The sequence below is a fragment of the Salmonella sp. SAL00670 genome (assembly GCF_046552235.1).
Taxonomy (GTDB): Bacteria; Pseudomonadota; Gammaproteobacteria; order Enterobacterales; family Enterobacteriaceae; genus Salmonella; species Salmonella enterica.
This window is the reverse complement of record NZ_JBGDUO010000004.1, coordinates 23,306-38,573: the sequence shown is the minus strand read 5'-3', so window position 1 is coordinate 38,573 and position 15,268 is coordinate 23,306. Positions and strand designations below refer to the sequence as shown.

The 15,268-nt window shown below is 52.4% G+C and carries 19 protein-coding genes and 1 pseudogene; all 20 read left to right on the top strand.

The features are described 5' to 3' along the window. Positions 1-45 precede the first annotated feature (45 nt). The 20 genes and pseudogenes from ACLJRS_RS14150 (at position 46) to ACLJRS_RS14055 (ending at position 15,267) form a co-directional block, all read left to right on the top strand. The gene (locus ACLJRS_RS14150) at positions 46-333 is read left to right on the top strand and encodes a putative holin (protein ID WP_001226439.1); all 288 of its coding nucleotides are present in this window, start codon (positions 46-48) and stop codon (positions 331-333) included. Between the two features lie 2 nt (positions 334-335). Then, positions 336-941: a lytic transglycosylase domain-containing protein gene (locus tag ACLJRS_RS14145; protein ID WP_001270439.1), complete on the top strand. Its 606-nt coding sequence runs from the start codon at positions 336-338 to the stop codon at positions 939-941. Between the two features lie 12 nt (positions 942-953). Then, positions 954-1,268 carry a hypothetical protein gene (locus tag ACLJRS_RS14140; protein ID WP_410957833.1) on the top strand — a complete coding sequence of 105 codons (315 nt, stop codon included), beginning with the start codon at positions 954-956 and terminating at the stop codon, positions 1,266-1,268. Positions 1,269-1,426: 158 nt separating this feature from the next. After that, a complete protein-coding gene (locus tag ACLJRS_RS14135; protein WP_000449441.1) occupies positions 1,427-1,882 on the top strand; it encodes a Gp37 family protein in 456 nt (151 codons plus the stop codon). Next, positions 1,879-2,076: a hypothetical protein gene (locus tag ACLJRS_RS14130; RefSeq protein WP_000875314.1), complete on the top strand. Its 198-nt coding sequence runs from the start codon at positions 1,879-1,881 to the stop codon at positions 2,074-2,076. Before ACLJRS_RS14135 ends, ACLJRS_RS14130 begins: the two co-directional genes overlap by 4 nt. Further along, positions 2,066-3,493 carry a phage tail sheath family protein gene (locus tag ACLJRS_RS14125; RefSeq protein ID WP_000729847.1) on the top strand — a complete coding sequence of 476 codons (1,428 nt, stop codon included), beginning with the start codon at positions 2,066-2,068 and terminating at the stop codon, positions 3,491-3,493. Before ACLJRS_RS14130 ends, ACLJRS_RS14125 begins: the two co-directional genes overlap by 11 nt. Continuing rightward, complete coding sequence (locus ACLJRS_RS14120) at positions 3,493-4,017, top strand: phage major tail tube protein (RefSeq protein ID WP_000907491.1); 525 nt, start codon at positions 3,493-3,495, stop codon at positions 4,015-4,017. Before ACLJRS_RS14125 ends, ACLJRS_RS14120 begins: the two co-directional genes overlap by 1 nt. Positions 4,018-4,068: 51 nt before the next feature. Further along, the gene (locus ACLJRS_RS14115; RefSeq protein WP_001003642.1) at positions 4,069-4,386 is read left to right on the top strand and encodes a phage tail assembly protein; all 318 of its coding nucleotides are present in this window, start codon (positions 4,069-4,071) and stop codon (positions 4,384-4,386) included. Further along, positions 4,346-4,474 carry a GpE family phage tail protein gene (locus ACLJRS_RS14110; protein WP_001185654.1) on the top strand — a complete coding sequence of 43 codons (129 nt, stop codon included), beginning with the start codon at positions 4,346-4,348 and terminating at the stop codon, positions 4,472-4,474. The genes ACLJRS_RS14115 and ACLJRS_RS14110 overlap by 41 nt, the downstream gene beginning before the upstream one ends. A gap of 96 nt (positions 4,475-4,570) precedes the next feature. Beyond that, positions 4,571-6,925: pseudogene (locus tag ACLJRS_RS14105) on the top strand (phage tail tape measure protein). After that, positions 6,925-7,878: a phage tail protein gene (locus ACLJRS_RS14100; RefSeq protein WP_000271422.1), complete on the top strand. Its 954-nt coding sequence runs from the start codon at positions 6,925-6,927 to the stop codon at positions 7,876-7,878. The pseudogene ACLJRS_RS14105 and the gene ACLJRS_RS14100 overlap by 1 nt, the downstream one beginning before the upstream one ends. Further along, complete coding sequence (locus ACLJRS_RS14095) at positions 7,878-8,087, top strand: tail protein X (protein ID WP_001269717.1); 210 nt, start codon at positions 7,878-7,880, stop codon at positions 8,085-8,087. Before ACLJRS_RS14100 ends, ACLJRS_RS14095 begins: the two co-directional genes overlap by 1 nt. Further along, entirely contained in the window at positions 8,075-9,118 is a 1,044-nt protein-coding gene (locus ACLJRS_RS14090; protein WP_001673856.1) for a phage late control D family protein, read from the top strand. Before ACLJRS_RS14095 ends, ACLJRS_RS14090 begins: the two co-directional genes overlap by 13 nt. A gap of 9 nt (positions 9,119-9,127) precedes the next feature. Further along, positions 9,128-9,850 carry a phage baseplate assembly protein V gene (locus ACLJRS_RS14085; RefSeq protein WP_000679391.1) on the top strand — a complete coding sequence of 241 codons (723 nt, stop codon included), beginning with the start codon at positions 9,128-9,130 and terminating at the stop codon, positions 9,848-9,850. A 327-nt stretch (positions 9,851-10,177) separates the two neighbouring features. After that, positions 10,178-10,540 carry a GtrA family protein gene (locus tag ACLJRS_RS14080; protein ID WP_000593181.1) on the top strand — a complete coding sequence of 121 codons (363 nt, stop codon included), beginning with the start codon at positions 10,178-10,180 and terminating at the stop codon, positions 10,538-10,540. Further along, positions 10,537-11,466 (top strand): glycosyltransferase family 2 protein, encoded by a 930-nt coding sequence (locus tag ACLJRS_RS14075; RefSeq protein ID WP_000703634.1) that lies wholly within the window; start codon positions 10,537-10,539, stop codon positions 11,464-11,466. The genes ACLJRS_RS14080 and ACLJRS_RS14075 overlap by 4 nt, the downstream gene beginning before the upstream one ends. Continuing rightward, entirely contained in the window at positions 11,466-13,013 is a 1,548-nt protein-coding gene (locus ACLJRS_RS14070; RefSeq protein WP_000632054.1) for a DUF6056 family protein, read from the top strand. Before ACLJRS_RS14075 ends, ACLJRS_RS14070 begins: the two co-directional genes overlap by 1 nt. A 163-nt stretch (positions 13,014-13,176) precedes the next feature. Continuing rightward, the gene (locus tag ACLJRS_RS14065) at positions 13,177-13,536 is read left to right on the top strand and encodes a GPW/gp25 family protein (RefSeq protein WP_001093501.1); all 360 of its coding nucleotides are present in this window, start codon (positions 13,177-13,179) and stop codon (positions 13,534-13,536) included. Next, positions 13,527-14,642: a baseplate J/gp47 family protein gene (locus ACLJRS_RS14060; RefSeq protein ID WP_000951736.1), complete on the top strand. Its 1,116-nt coding sequence runs from the start codon at positions 13,527-13,529 to the stop codon at positions 14,640-14,642. Before ACLJRS_RS14065 ends, ACLJRS_RS14060 begins: the two co-directional genes overlap by 10 nt. After that, positions 14,635-15,267, top strand: a complete 633-nt coding sequence (locus tag ACLJRS_RS14055) for a phage tail protein I (protein ID WP_000359500.1) — start codon at positions 14,635-14,637, stop codon at positions 15,265-15,267. The genes ACLJRS_RS14060 and ACLJRS_RS14055 overlap by 8 nt, the downstream gene beginning before the upstream one ends. Position 15,268: the final 1 nt, after the last annotated feature.

The following is a 15,268-nucleotide window of genomic DNA, read 5'->3' as shown; positions in this document are numbered from 1 at the left end:
ATGGGGAAAAGCGATACTTCTCTCTCAATTATCAGGAGATAGAGTATGCGAAAAATTATTGTTCCCCGACTTTCCGGCTGGCTGATTGCCTCTGTCGTACTGTTTGCGCTTATCGGCTGGACATCATCAGCGCAAATTCCGGTCGTCATCTATAAACTCAGCCTGGTTTCGTTATCAGCGGTGCTGGGTTACTGGCTCGACCGCAGTCTTTTCCCCTGGGCGCGTCCCGACTCCTTTTGCCCCTGGGAAGAATCGCTGTGCTGCGCCGCTGCGATGATTCGTCGCGCGATCATCGTTGCGGCAATTTGCCTTGCCGTCGCGCTGGGGCTGTAACGATGCGTTATCAATACGTATGCCTGGTCTGCGCTATGACTTTCTTGTCTGCCGACGCTGCCGAACCGCCGCGCGCTTCCCTGCAATGGCGCAACGAAGTGATTCGTACCGCGCGCGAAATCTGGGGGCTTAACGCCCCCGTTGCTGATTTTGCCGGGCAACTACATCAGGAATCCGGCTGGGCGCCTGACGCGCTTTCTCCGGCTGGCGCGCAGGGTATGGCGCAATTTATGCCTGCAACGGCAAAATGGGTAAGCCAGTTGTACCCAGCGCTTCGCAAGAACAAGCCGTTTAATCCCGCCTGGGCGATACGCGCGCTGGTACAGTATGACCATCAACTCTGGAACGGCCTGGTCGCGAAGGATAACTGCCAGCGGATGGCGTTTACTCTGAGCGCCTATAACGGCGGGCAAGGCTGGGTGAACAGAGATAAAAAGCTGGCCGCCGCAAAGGGGTTGAATGCGTCCATCTGGTTTGAACATGTAGAACGCGTTAACGCCGGGCGCAGCGCCGCAAACTGGCGCGAGAATCGTCACTATCCCAAAGCGATTTTATACCAACATGCTCCCCGTTATTTGCAATGGGGGCAGGCTAGCTGCATTCATTAATCAGAGGGAGTAATGAAACTCAGTATCGATTTTTGGGAAGTCATCTCCCTCTTACTTTCGTTTGTTGGATTAATGTTTGCTGCCGGTAAATTGCTGCTGGCGCAAATTGGAAAACGGCTGAATGAACGTTTTGAAGCACTGGAAGCTGCCCGGCGCGAATCAGAAATAGGCTGGTCCAGGCTGGAGAGGGAATTTCTGGAGTTCCGCGCCGATTTACCGCTGCATTATGTCCGCCGCGAGGATTATCTTCGCGGCCAGGCCGTTCTGGAAGCAAAACTGGATGCGCTATATAGCAAAATAGAACTGATCCAACGAGGTAATCTTTAAATAAATCCCCGCCGTTTATACGCCGGGGATTTTTTATTTGTTTTAACTTTTTTCTCTAAAACAGATTAAAAGACGCCTCACGCCTGATACGCCAAAATACCTCCGAACTGTGACGGAGAGAGAATATCTCCTCTCCTGGCGAATTAAGGAAAGCGTATATGGAAACATTATCTGTTGTAAATACCGTCGCAAATCGGCTGCGTGAATTAAATCCCGATATGGATGTACTTATTTCATCGGCAGATCCGAAAGCGTATGTCCCAAACGTACAGCAGATAACGGTATTAATCCACTACCGCGGATCGGTTTTTGCCGAACCAGAAAATACGGATGCCACGGTACAAAAACAACTAATCCGGATTTCCGCCACCGTTATTGTTCCGCAAATAAGTGACGCGATAAACGCGCTGGATTGTCTACATCGCTCGTTGGGGGGCATTGAACTTCCCGACTGTGATCGTCCGCTCTGGCTGGAAAGCGAAAAATATATCGGCGACGCCGCAAACTTCTGCCGTTACTCCCTGGATATGACCGCCAGCACCCTGTTTATCGCGGAACAGGAAAGCAAGGACTCCCCCCTGCTGACAATCGTTAATTATGAGGAAATTCAATGAAATATATCTACAGTGGCCCGGCAAGCGGCGTCACGCTCGCCGACGGTCAGGAAGTCTTACTGTGGCCCAATAGCGAAATCTCGCTGCCGGAAGATAACGAGTGGGTAATCACCATGATTGCCCGCCGTCACCTGGTGCCAGTGGTTACGCAAGAAGTAGAAACTAATGAAGAGGAAATTGTCCATGGCAGCTAATTACCTGCACGGTGTAGAGACCATTGAGATCGAAACCGGCCCACGTCCGGTTAAGGCGGTTAAATCTGCGGTTATTGGTCTGATCGGCACCGCGCCATGCGGCCCGGTTAACCAGCCAACGCTGTGCCTTTCTGAAAGCGACGCGGCGCAGTTTGGCCCAGGCCTGGCAAATTTCACCATCCCGCAGGCGCTGAAGGCGATCTACGATCACGGCGCGGGGACGGTCGTGGTGATTAACGTGCTGAATCCGGCGGTACACAAAAGTACCATTCCCAGTGAAACCGTGAAGGTTGATGACAACGGTCAGATTCAACTCAAGCACGGGGCCGTGCAAACGATGAACATTGGCCGCAGCACGAACGCCGGAAACGCTTATATCAAAGGCACCGATTACACCATTGATATGCTGACCGGTAAAATCACCTGCATGGGGACCAACCTGAAACCCGGCGCTCAGGCCTATGTAAATTATACTTACGCGGACCCCACCAAAGTGACTGCCGCCGATATTATTGGCGCGGTAAACACCGCGGGTGACCGTACCGGCATGAAGCTGTTACAGGACACCTGGAACCAGTTTGGTTTTTACGCAAAGATCCTGATTGCGCCGGTCTTTTGTACGCAAAACTCGGTCGCCGTTAAGCTTATCGCTCAGGCAGAAGCGCTGGGAGCCATTACCTACATTGATGCGCCCATCGGCACGACTTTCCAGCAGGTTCTGGCAGGGCGCGGCCCGCAGGGGGCGATTAACTTCAATACCAGTTCCGATCGCGCGCGTCTGTGCTATCCGCACGTTAAAGTGTACGACAGCGCGACGGACAGCGAAGTCCTGGAGCCGCTCTCCTCCCGCGCCGCTGGCCTGCGTGCCAAAGTGGATCTGGAAAAAGGCTTCTGGTGGAGCAACTCCAATCAGGAAATTCAGGGCATTACCGGCGTAGAGCGCTCGCTGTCAGCGATGATCGACGATCCGCAAAGCGAAGTGAATCAACTGAATGAAAACGGCATCACCACCATCTTCAACAGCTATGGCTCCGGTTTGCGCCTGTGGGGCAACCGTACCGCCGCCTGGCCGACGGTTACTCATATGCGTAACTTTGAGAACGTGCGCCGTACCGGCGATGTAATCAACGAATCGATTCGTTATTTCAGCCAGCAGTATATGGATATGCCGATAAACCAAGCGCTGATCGACGCGCTGACCGAATCGGTGAACACCTGGGGCCGCAAGCTGATTGCCGACGGCGCGTTGTTGGGCTTTGAATGCTGGTACGACCCGGCGCGTAACGAACAGACTGAACTGGCAGCCGGGCATCTGTTGCTGAGCTACAAATTCACCCCGCCGCCGCCACTGGAACGTCTGACGTTTGAAACCGAAATTACCTCTGAATATTTAGTTTCTCTGGAGAGCAATCGCTAATGGCTGGAAAAATTCAAATTAACCGTATTACCAACGCCAATATTTATCTTGCTGGTAATAATCTTTTAGGTCGCGCGAGTGAAATTAAACTGCCTGATATCAGTATGATTATGCAGGAGCATAAAGCGCTGGGGATGGTCGGTAAAATTGAACTGCCTGCCGGTTTTGACAAACTGGAAGGTGAAATTAAATGGAACTCGTTTTACCACGACGTCATGCGTAAAACGGCAAATCCGTGGCAGGCGGTGGCATTGCAGTGCCGCTCCAGCATCGATTGTTATAACTCGCAGGGTAAAGCGGATCAGTTAGCGCTGGTGACGCATATGACCGTAATGTTTAAAAAGAACCCGCTGGGAACGTTTAAACAGAATGAAAACCCGGAATTTAGCAGCGCCTTCGGCTGCACTTATATTAAACAGGTGGTTGACGGTGAAACGATTCTTGAACTGGATTATCTGGCGAATATTTTCCGCGTAAATGGCGCGGATCAATTAAATGCCTACCGCAATAATATTGGCGGTTAATTACTTCGGGGCTACGGCCCCGAATTTAACACGACGAATAAGGACTACACCATGAACGAAAAATATACCCTGCAATTTCCGTTTACCTCCGCCGCCGGGGAACGTATCGACGTTCTGCAATTACGTCGCCTGAAGGTAAAAGATATGCGCGCCGCGCGACGCGCCAGCGATAAACCGGAAGAGTGGGATGAGCCGCTGATGGCGGCTATGACCGGGCTGGTAACCGAAGATCTGGCGGAAATGGATCTGCTGGACTATCAGGCATTGCAGAAACGATTTCAGTCCATGCTTAGCATGGCTACAGAACCCACAGCAACTGTGGCAGGCAATGGCGCTGCTGGCGAGGTGGTTTCGCTTTCCGCCCAGTGAAATTGACGCGCTGTCGGTTGACGATTTTACCTGCTGGCTGGACGAAGCCAGCGCGCAAATTAAACACGAATACGACTCGCAGGCTTAATGCCTGCGGGTTTCCTGACCCAAGCCCGGTTCACTCCTTCCCTGTCCTTTTTCCGGCAAGCAGCCTGTTACCGGGCAACTTATACGAGACACTATTTTGGCCAACGACATTATTACCCAGCTTCAGGCGCGTAATGAGACGTTGACGCAGGCAATAGCCCGTTACGGCTCACTCAACGCCAGCACGCTGCACACGCTCAGCTTTGAGCAAACAAAAGTCACCCGGCTTACGCAACAGCTCGCTAACTCCGCCCTTCGCCGGGAAGAGAACGATAAACAGCGCGCCGGGTTGCTGGAAAAAACACAAACGTTCGCCGGACAGCTCGGCAAGCTCCTGAACGTTGAGACTCCCGACTGGAAGCTGCCTTACGAATTTCAGGGCAACATGGTCGATATGGCGGCGAAGGGCGGCATGGATAACACCGCGCGGGACGCCCTGAGCCTGAATATCCGCGACTGGAGCCTTGATTTCAATCAAGATCAAAAAGATCTGCAAAGCACCGCCGCCACGATGATCGAAGGCGGCGTCAGCGCATTGCAGGATCTTAGCCGCTACATGCCCGATATCGCCAAAGCCGCGACCGCCTCCCGCGACAGCGCGCAAAGCTGGGCGCAGGCGGCTCTGGCCACTCGCGACAAACTGAACATCGCCCCTGACGACTTCCGTTTTGCGCAAAATATGCTGTACAGCGTGGCAAAAAGCGGCGGCGGCTCCGTTGCAGAGCAAACCCAGTGGATTAACGCCTTTGCCGGAAAAACCGGCGCTCAGGGGAAAGAAGGCATTGCGGAACTGACCGCAACGATGCAAATCGCCATGAAAAATGCCCCTGACGCAGGCGCGGCGGCAGCGAATTTCGACCATTTCCTGAAATCCGCCTTCTCGAAAGAGACGGACAGTTGGTTTGCCCGCCAGGGCGTGGATCTTCAGGGATCGCTGCTGGAGCATCAGCAAAATGGGATCGGCGTGACGGAAGCGATGACCCACATCGTGCAGATGCAACTGGAGAAAATGAACCCGCAGATCCTCGACACCTTCAGGCAAACCATGAAGATTGAGGATCTTTCCGCGCGCGGCGACGCGCTACAGGCCATGGTGGAGAAATTTAACCTCGGCGCGATGTTCGGCGATGCGCAAACGCGGGATTTTCTCGCCCCGATGCTGGCGAATATGGACGAATATCGCCAGCTAAAAGCCTCCGCAATGCAGGCGGCGGGGCAACATGTTATTGATGATGACTTCGCCGCGAAAATGACATCGCCCGGAGAACAGACCAAAGCGTTACAACTTTCACTTAACGATCTGTGGCTGACCGTCGGCCTGGAACTGATGCCCGCCATTGGCGAACTGGCGCAAAGCATCACGCCGCTGGTGCGGCAGTTCAGCGCCTAGCTGCGGGAAAATCCGGCGCTGGTGCAAGGGGTCGCTAAAGTCGTTAGCGTTATCTGGCTGTTCAACGGGGCGCTGAATATTCTCAGGCTGGGAGCAAACCTCATTGCGTCACCGTTTATTCGCCTGATCGATATCTTCCTGAAGGTCAAAGCCGGTCTGGCGCTGGGCGGCGGCAGTCGCGCGCTGTCGGTTCTGAAATCGTTTGGCAACGGTGCGAAAAGCCTGACGATGCTGCTGGGAAACGGCCTGATAAAAGGGCTACGGCTGGTCGGCCAGACGTTTATCTGGCTGGGTCGGGCGCTGCTGATGAACCCTGTCGGCCTGACTATCACCGCTATCGCAGGCGCCGCCTATTTACTTTATCGCTACTGGGAACCGATTTCCGGTTTCTTTGCCGGAGTCTGGGAGCGCATCAAAACCGCCTTTGACGGAGGCATTGCCGGCGTCACGCGTCTGATTCTCGACTGGTCGCCGCTGGGGTTGTTTTACCGCGCCTTCGCCGGCGTACTGGACTGGTTTGGCATTGAACTCCCCGCCAGTTTCAGCGAATTTGGCGGCAATATTCTCGATAGCCTGATCAACGGCATTCTGAATGCGCTTCCTTTCCTGAGCGGGGCGATTGAGAAGATAAAAGCGCTGATCCCCGACTGGGCGAAAAGCGCGCTGGGCATCAGCGCTGAAATGCCGTCTGTCGCCGCCGCCGTCCCCGGTATTGCCGGAACAATGGTCGCGCAACAGGCCAGCGCGCCGCTGGCATCGGGAGCGAAAGCGGTGACAACCTCGGCCAAAACGATGGCCTCGCCGCAGCCTGTGAAGACGAAAAGCGCCGCCACGCCGCCGACGCCAGCCGCGCTTCCCGGCAAATCCGGCGGGAAACCTTATACGCTGCCCTCCCGCGCGCAAAGCAACGTGCAGGTACACTTTTCCCCGCAGGTTACCGTGCAGGGAAGCGGCGCGAATGCCGCCAAAGATATCAACAACGTGCTGTCGCTGAGCAAACGCGAGCTGGAGAGAATGATTAACGATGTCATGGCGCAACAACGGCGCCGGGAGTACGCATAATGTATGCCGTATTAGGCGAAATAGAATTTGACGTCGTCGCTTACTGGGACGAATTTGAAAGTACGATGGGCGTGGATTACACCAGCCATGCCCGTATTGAAGGGAAACCGGGCGTGCAATTTATCGGCGATAAGCTGGACAAAATCACCCTGAAATTCAACTTTCATAGTCAGTATTGCCAGCCGACCACCGAGCTGAACCGTCTGCGGGAAGCGATGACCGCGCACCAGGCGATGGCGCTGGTGTTCGGCAACGGCGATTATCGCGGCTGGTTCGTGATTACCGATCTGACCGCTACCCACCAACACACCGATCCTTACGGTAACGTCATTGCCCAGGGCGGCAGTTTGTCGCTACAGGAGTACACCGGCGATCCGAAGAGCCCGCTGCTGCCTCCGGCCATCACCACCCAGGAACCGAACATTGACGAGATGTTGGATGAGCTTCCCGACGTTAACGATTCCTGGTTCGATGAACTGCTGAGCGTCGTTGAAGAGGGTATGCGTGAAGCCAAAGAGATGATGGATGAGGTGGCCGACGCCATTGATGACATCAAAAAAACGATCGCCCAGGCGAAAGAACTGGTGAAGGAAGCCAAAGCGCTGAAAGAAAAATGCGGCGATATCGTCGATTCGCTGAAAAAAACCATGAGTTCGATAGACGCGCTGTTCCAGCAGCCGCTGGATTTGCAAACGCTGGCCGGGCTGCCGAAAGCGCTGGCGGCGAAAATGCAGGAACTGATCGACAGCCTGCCGGGGATCCGCGAATGCGCGGGCGATGCCGGCACGCTTATCGAACACGCCGAATCGCTGTTTGACGCCATCACCAGCAGCGTTGCGGAAGCGACTTACGACAGCGCCGCGACGCTGGTCAATCAGGCGCGCGGCACGTTGCAAAAAAGCGCGCCCGACGTGAGCCAGCTTGCCGCCGCCGATATTACGAGGAGTCTGTAATGCGCTACCTTGAACATGTCACCACCGACGGCGAACGCTGGGATAATCTCGCCTGGCGCTATTACGGCGACGCCCTGGCCTACGAACGCATCATCGCGGCCAATCCGCACGTCGCTATTATGCCGGTTTTACCGTCAGGCGTGCGGCTGGTCATCCCGGTTATCAGCGTTACGCAAACTACCCCGGAGCTACCGCCATGGCTGAGATAACAGTATCCGGCGGGGTGTTCGCCACCCTGAGGCCCATTTTTACCCTTTGGTACGGGCATAAAGATATCACTTACGATATCGCGCCTTATGTCACCAGTATCAGCTACAGCGACAGCATTAAAAACGAGTCGGATGTTATTGCCATTGCGCTGGAAGATAGCGCCGGGCGCTGGATGAACGAATGGTATCCGGGAAAAGGCGACACGCTGGCGCTGCACCTGGGCTACCAGGGGGAAGACCTGCTCGATTGTGGAACGTATGTTATTGATAAAATTGATATCAGCGCGCCGCCTTCGACGGTCAATATCGACGGTATCGCCACCTCGGTCAGCAAAGCGCTACGCACCAAAAACAGCCAGGGCTTTGAGGAGACTACGCTTTCCGCCATCGCCAGTCGCATCGCGCAAAAGCATGGTTTAACGCTGGTGGGCGAGATTGCGCCGCTGACAATTGATCGGGTCACGCAATATGCCGAAACCGATGTGGCGTTTCTCAAACGGCTGGCGAGTGAATATGGCTATACCGTGAAAGTGACGGCGACGGAGCTGATCTTTTCGCATCTGCCGACGCTACGCTGTCTGGCGCCGGTGAAGACGCTCAGGCGGACGGATATTTCGCACTACACGTTCAAAGATACCATCAACCGGATCTACAAAAACGCCACCGTGCAACATCAAAATAGCAAGCAAAAAGAACTGGTTATCTACACCCATGATAGCCAGGAAAAAGCCCCGGCGCGCGGTGCGGCGACCAGCGCCGATACCCTGAAGATTAACAGTCGCGCTCCGGATACCGGCGCGGCGCAGGCTAAAGCCAATGCCGCGCTGGACAGCCACAACGAATACCAGCAAACCGGCACGCTCAGCATGATGGGCTGCCCGCAGTTGACGGCGGGCAACAAGATAGAACTGAGCGATTTTGGCATACTTTCCGGGCAGTGGCTGATTGATAAATCCATGCACAAACTCACGCGCAGCGGCGGCTACACTACCGAAATCGACATTTCACGCGGACCGGCAACCAGCCAGTAAGGAGGCAATATGAAAGGCGTTACCCGCCAGACGGGCATTATCAGCGATATTGATGAGGCGGTCGTGCGCGTCAGAGTCACTCTGCCGGAGTGCGATAACCTGCGCAGTAACTGGCTTGCGGTGCTGCAACGCAATACGCAGGACAACAAAGATTACTGGTTGCCGGATATTGGCGAACAGGTCGAAGTGCTGCTCGACGACAACGGCGAGGATGGCGTGGTGCTGGGCGCGGTCTACTCCAGCGTGGATACCGCGCCGCTGGCCTCGCGCGACAAGCGCTACGTGCAGTTTTCCGACGGCGCGGCCTTTGAATATGACCGTGCGTTACACCAGCTCACCGTCAACGGCGGCATAGAAAAAATCGTCATTGAAGTGAAGGAACGTACGCAGCTTACTTCACCGCAAGTAGAGGTCAGGGCGCAGCACGTCACGGTGATATCAGAAACCGTAGACGTGGCGGCCACCTCCGTGGGCGTCAAGGCGGTAGATGTCAACGTGGAAGCGCCCCATACGGGCATTAAAGCGCTGAATGTCACCGTCGATGCGCCGCTCAGCACCTTTACCGGCGACGTTACCGTGATGAAAAAACTCACCTGGCTTGGCGGTATGGCAGGCAGCGGCGGCGTCGGAAACAGCGCGGTGATTACCGGCAACGTGAATGTCCTCGGCCACGTTAACGCCAGCGGCACGCTGATGGACAACGGCGGCAACTCTAACCACCACTCTCACTAACCTGCAAATTGCTGCTGGATGGTGGCTTCGCCTTATCCAGCCTGCAAAAGGTGCATAAACACCGGCCCGGTAAGCGCAGAAGCGCCACCGGGCAAATTGCTGGAGGATATTTATTTTCAGCGCAACGTGATTAGTCCCTTTTCGCGCGCTATTTCCGATGAAAATGTAATCACTTTGCGCTGCAAATATTGCATATATGTATATTGGAAAACTAGCGTTATTTTTTACTTTAACTTCGCCCTGTTTACATAAAATCTGCTGTTCAGGAATGATCCTCTCAGTTTTGTCTGGTAGACTTCGCTGAATTACAACTTCTTGATTGCTATAATGATAAAATTATTTATAAAGTACGTTTCGATAGGCGTACTTAATACTGCTTTGCATTGGGCTATCTTTGCCCTTTGCGTCTATGGATTTCAAACAAGTCAGGCTTTGGCAAACGTAGCGGGCTTTGCTGCCGCTGTCAGTTTTAGTTTTTTCGCTAACGCCCGGTTTACCTTTGGAGCCAGCGTATCAACCGGACGTTATTTGCTGTACGTCGGTTTTATGGGCGTGCTGAGCGCTGTCGTGGGATGGACAGGCGACAAGTGTGCTATGCCTCCCATTTTTACGCTCATTGTATTTTCCGCAATTAGCCTTATTTGCGGATTTTTATATTCCAGATTCATTGTTTTCAGGAATGAGAAATGAAAATTTCATTAGTGGTTCCCGTCTTTAATGAAGAGGACGCGATCCCTATTTTCTATAAAACGGTCAGAGAATACAGTTCACTTAAACCTTATAACGTTGAGATTATCTTCGTTAATGATGGGAGTCACGATGCGACTGAATCAATCATCAGCGCATTAGCTGTTGCCGATCCTCTTGTTGTTCCGATCTCATTTACCCGCAATTTTGGTAAAGAACCTGCACTTTTTGCCGGATTGGATTACGCGACCGGAGATGTGGTGATCCCTATCGATGTTGATTTACAAGATCCCATCGAAGTAATCCCACATTTGATCAATAAATGGCAGGCTGGTGCAGAAATGGTGCTGGCTAAGCGTATCGATCGTTCAACGGATGGCCACCTGAAGCGTAAAAGCGCTGAGTGGTTCTACAGGCTGCATAACAAAATCAGTACGCCAAAGATTGAAGAGAATGTCGGTGATTTTCGATTGATGTCGCGCGAGATTGTAGAAAATATCAAGCTATTACCAGAACGTAACCTTTTCATGAAAGGTATACTTTCATGGGTTGGAGGTCAAACAGATGTTGTCGAATATGCCCGTGCTGAACGTGTCGCAGGTAGCTCAAAATTTAATGGCTGGAAACTCTGGAACCTGGCGCTGGAGGGGATTACAAGTTTTTCTACTTTCCCTTTGCGTATCTGGACGTATATAGGAGTGAGCGTTTCTGCCCTCTCCCTGATATATGCCATGTGGATGATCATTGATAAATTGATGTGGGGAAACCCTGTTCCTGGTTATCCTTCGCTTATGACCGCGATTCTCTTCTTAGGCGGCATCCAGCTTATCGGCATAGGCATCATGGGTGAATATATCGGACGCGTTTACACGGAGGTGAAGCAAAGACCCCGCTATATCGTGAAAAACAAAAAAACAATGATGGAATAATGATTACTATGCTCAAGATATTACCGAAAACGGCGATGATACTACTGGCTTTTTTGTCTATTTTTCTTATTGAATGGTATACCCCCATTCACTCTGATGATTACCGCTATTACCTTTTAGGAATTTCGCCGGAATCACATTTTCATCATTATATGACATGGAGTGGCAGGATTATAGCTGATTACACCAGCGCACTCATCCTGTATACACGTTCTCAACTCGTGTATTCCATCAGCGCTGCCGTTTCGACACTGGTATTTTGTTATTTCATTGTGAAGACACCCTCAGGTACATTACGCTGGAATAAATCCGACTACTTATTATTCCCACTAATATTCTTCACTTACTGGATTTCGAACCCGAATTTGGGTCAAACCACTTTCTGGATCGTTGGTGCTGCGAATTATTTGTGGACGAATCTGTTCGTTGTTGCATGGCTGTTCTTCTTTTACACCATAACAATAAAAAACAGTAAAGCGATCAGCCCGTGGGTTGCATTACTAAGCTTTATGGCAGGCTGTTCCAATGAAAGCGTCTCACCTTTCGTCTCGCTTATTTCTGTTCTGGCCATTGCATACGAGTTATGGCAAAACAAATCTGTTTCGCGCAATAAGATAGTTTATAGTCTCTGTGCAATCGCAGGTTCATGCGTATTGATACTTTCTCCGGGCAATTTCATCCGCGCCAGCGGCAAAGAATTCTGGTATGGAAGGCCGATTTTTGAACGTATTTTCATTCACTTAACAGAACGCGTTCATAACCATCTGGCGCTGATCTGGATAGCTTATGTTGTTTTGTTATTGCTGGTCTTACTGGTCATATTCAATAAGCAGATTCGCGCCAAAATTGATAAAACGTCCCTTATCTGCGCTGCGTTAGTCGTATGTATAGGTATTAGCACTTCCTTAATCATGTTCGCGTCGCCGTCCTACCCCGATCGGGTTATGAACGGTACGTTTATGTTTTTCCTTTTAGCTATCTCCTTCATCGCTTACGCCCTGTTGAAAAGTGGCGTTAAGGCTGGAGTCGTCGGCGTAACTGCCGTGACTGTCCTCTGTGGTATCGTATTCCTTTGGTCCTATTCATTGATGCTTAACGGTTATAAAAAAACGGCCGGACAGGAAATCGTAAGACAAGAAATCATTACTAAAGAAATAGCGGCAGGTAAACAGAAGTTTATCATCCCTGACTATTATTTCGTCAAGTTGCAAAATAGCGGTGGTCATTTTGGTTTATTCCATGATCCTGCTGTTTACGGCGAGTATTATCATGTACAAGCTATTTTCAAAAAGAAAGTCAATTTTGATTATTCTGTAATCGCTAATGGAGCGAAGCACAGCCTTTCCAATGAAACGACGGCTTATAGCAACACCCGCGGGGATTTCGCTATTATCAGCCGGGAGCAGCTAACGGGTTCGATCACACTCTCGGTTAATGGACGGCAGAAAACGATTCCAGTTGAAAAAATGAAGCACGCAGAAATCAATGATGAATTCTGGTACTACGCTTCTGTAGGCAAAGGTGAAATTACAGCAATTTCATTTTAACTTTACGTAAAACGCGATCTTCGCCATTTAACAAAATGTGCATCAACACAGGCCCGGTAAGCGCAGAAGCGCCGCCGGGCAAAACACATTCTGACCCCGCCATCAATTATTTCCTTAAAGCGCTTTAATATCTCTCCCCCCGCCGGAAGGCGAAAATAGCCTCATGAACACGAAAACACGACCCTCGACCCTGCACTGGCAACCTGCCTTGCAACGTCCTGAAGAATACGTCTGCGGGCTGGATGATATTCATCAGGCAATACACATCATTCTGCGCACGCCGCGCGGCAGCGATCCCCACAGGCCGCTTTTTGGCAGCAATCTGTGGCGCTATATCGATTACCCGATCGAGCGGGCTATTCCGCACGTTGTTCGGGAGTCGGTGGAAGCGATTCGCATGTGGGAACCCCGCTGCCGGTTGCTGAAGGTGACGCCGACGATTGACGGCGAACACCTGACGTTACGCGTGCAATGGCGTGCCGCAGACGGCGTAATCAACTCAACGGAGGTGTTATGGCGATAGCCGAACCCGATTTTATTGACCGCGATCCCGCGCAAATCACCAGCGAGATGATTGCGCAATATGAAGAAGCCAGCGGTAAAAAACTCTATCCGGCGCAGGCTGAGCGGCTGCTCATTGACCTGTTTGCTTATCGTGAAAACCTTGTCCGCATCGCCATCCAGGAGGCAGCGAAGCAAAACCTGGTCGCGTATTCCCGTGCGCCGATGCTGGATTATTTAGGCGAGCTGGTTGGCGTTCACCGTCTGCCCGCTCAGGCGGCAAAAACCACGCTGCAGTTTTCTGTTACTCAAGCGGCTAAAAGTAACCTGGTGATTCCACAGGGTACCCGCGCCAGCGCGTCGGATAGCGTGATGTTCGCCACCGACGAAGATGTTCTGTTGCCTGCGGGCAGCCTGAGCGTTGCGGTAACTGCAACCTGTGTAGTGACCGGTGAACCCGGCAACAACTGGCAGCCTGCGCAAATCAGCGCGCTGGTAGACCGCGTGGGCAATTACGATATCAGCGTCACCAATCTGACGGCCTCAAGTGGCGGCTGCGGCGAAGAGAACGACGACGCGCTACGTAAACGCATCCAGCTAGCGCCGGAAAGTTTCAGCAACGCGGGCAGCTATGGCGCCTATCGCTTCCATACGCTCTCGGTCAGCCAGTCGATTATCGACGTGGCGGTACTGGGGCCGGATGAAGGGCTGGCGGAAGGCTGCGTGGAACTCTATCCGCTGACCCTGAACGGTCTGCCGGGGCCGGAGCTTCTTGCCCAGATCGAACGGGAGGTGAGCAAAGAGAAAAAGCGCCCGCTAACCGATAAGGTGAGCGCTAAATGTTCTCCGCGCGTGGCTTATCAGATCAGCGCCCGGCTGACGCTGTTTACCACCGCCGATCAGGAGACGACGCTTGCCGCCGCGCGTGAAGCGATTAATACATGGACGCGCTCGCGCCAGACCCGGCTGGGCCAGGACATTGTGCCAAACCAGATAATTAAAGTGCTACAAGTGGATGGCGTTTACGACGTCGCGCTGGATATGCCCGCGAAAAAGGTATTGCAGGCGCACGAATGGGCGGAATGTACGGCTATTGACGTGACGATTGCCGGAGTCAGCGATGGATAAACTGCTTCTGCCGCCGCCGCTGGCCAGCGACGAACGTTTCTCAATTCTGGCGAACATTGCCGCCGAACGTTTCGCGCAAATCGACCTGACGGCGTTGCTGGTCTATCTGGTGGATATCGTTGATGCCTCGGCATTGCCCTCGTTGGCCGAACAGTTTCATGTACAGGGGCTCGAAGGCTGGCTATTTGCTGCCAATGAACAGGAGAAACGAGAGTTAATTAAGCAGGCGATTGAACTGCATAAATATAAAGGAACCCCCTGGGCCGTTCGCCGCGTACTGGAAATATTATCCTTACCCGGCACGATCTCCGAATGGTTTGAGTATGGAGGTAAGGCTTATTTCTTCAAGGTTGAAATTAAGCTAATCAACCAGGGCATGGATGAAAATCTGTTTAATAATCTGGTCGATCTTATTCATGAATATAAGAACGTGCGTTCAAAACTGGAAGCGTTAATTGTCTGGATAATTAACCAAAGCGCTATTCCTGTTATTGGCAGCGCGCTTTACGGTGGAGAAATAACGACCGTCTTACCCTTCCAGGTTCTGGAAGTTCAACAAACTAAACCGATCTATTTCGGTACAGGGCAATGGAGCCTTGAAATTACATCTATTTACCCGGAGTAAT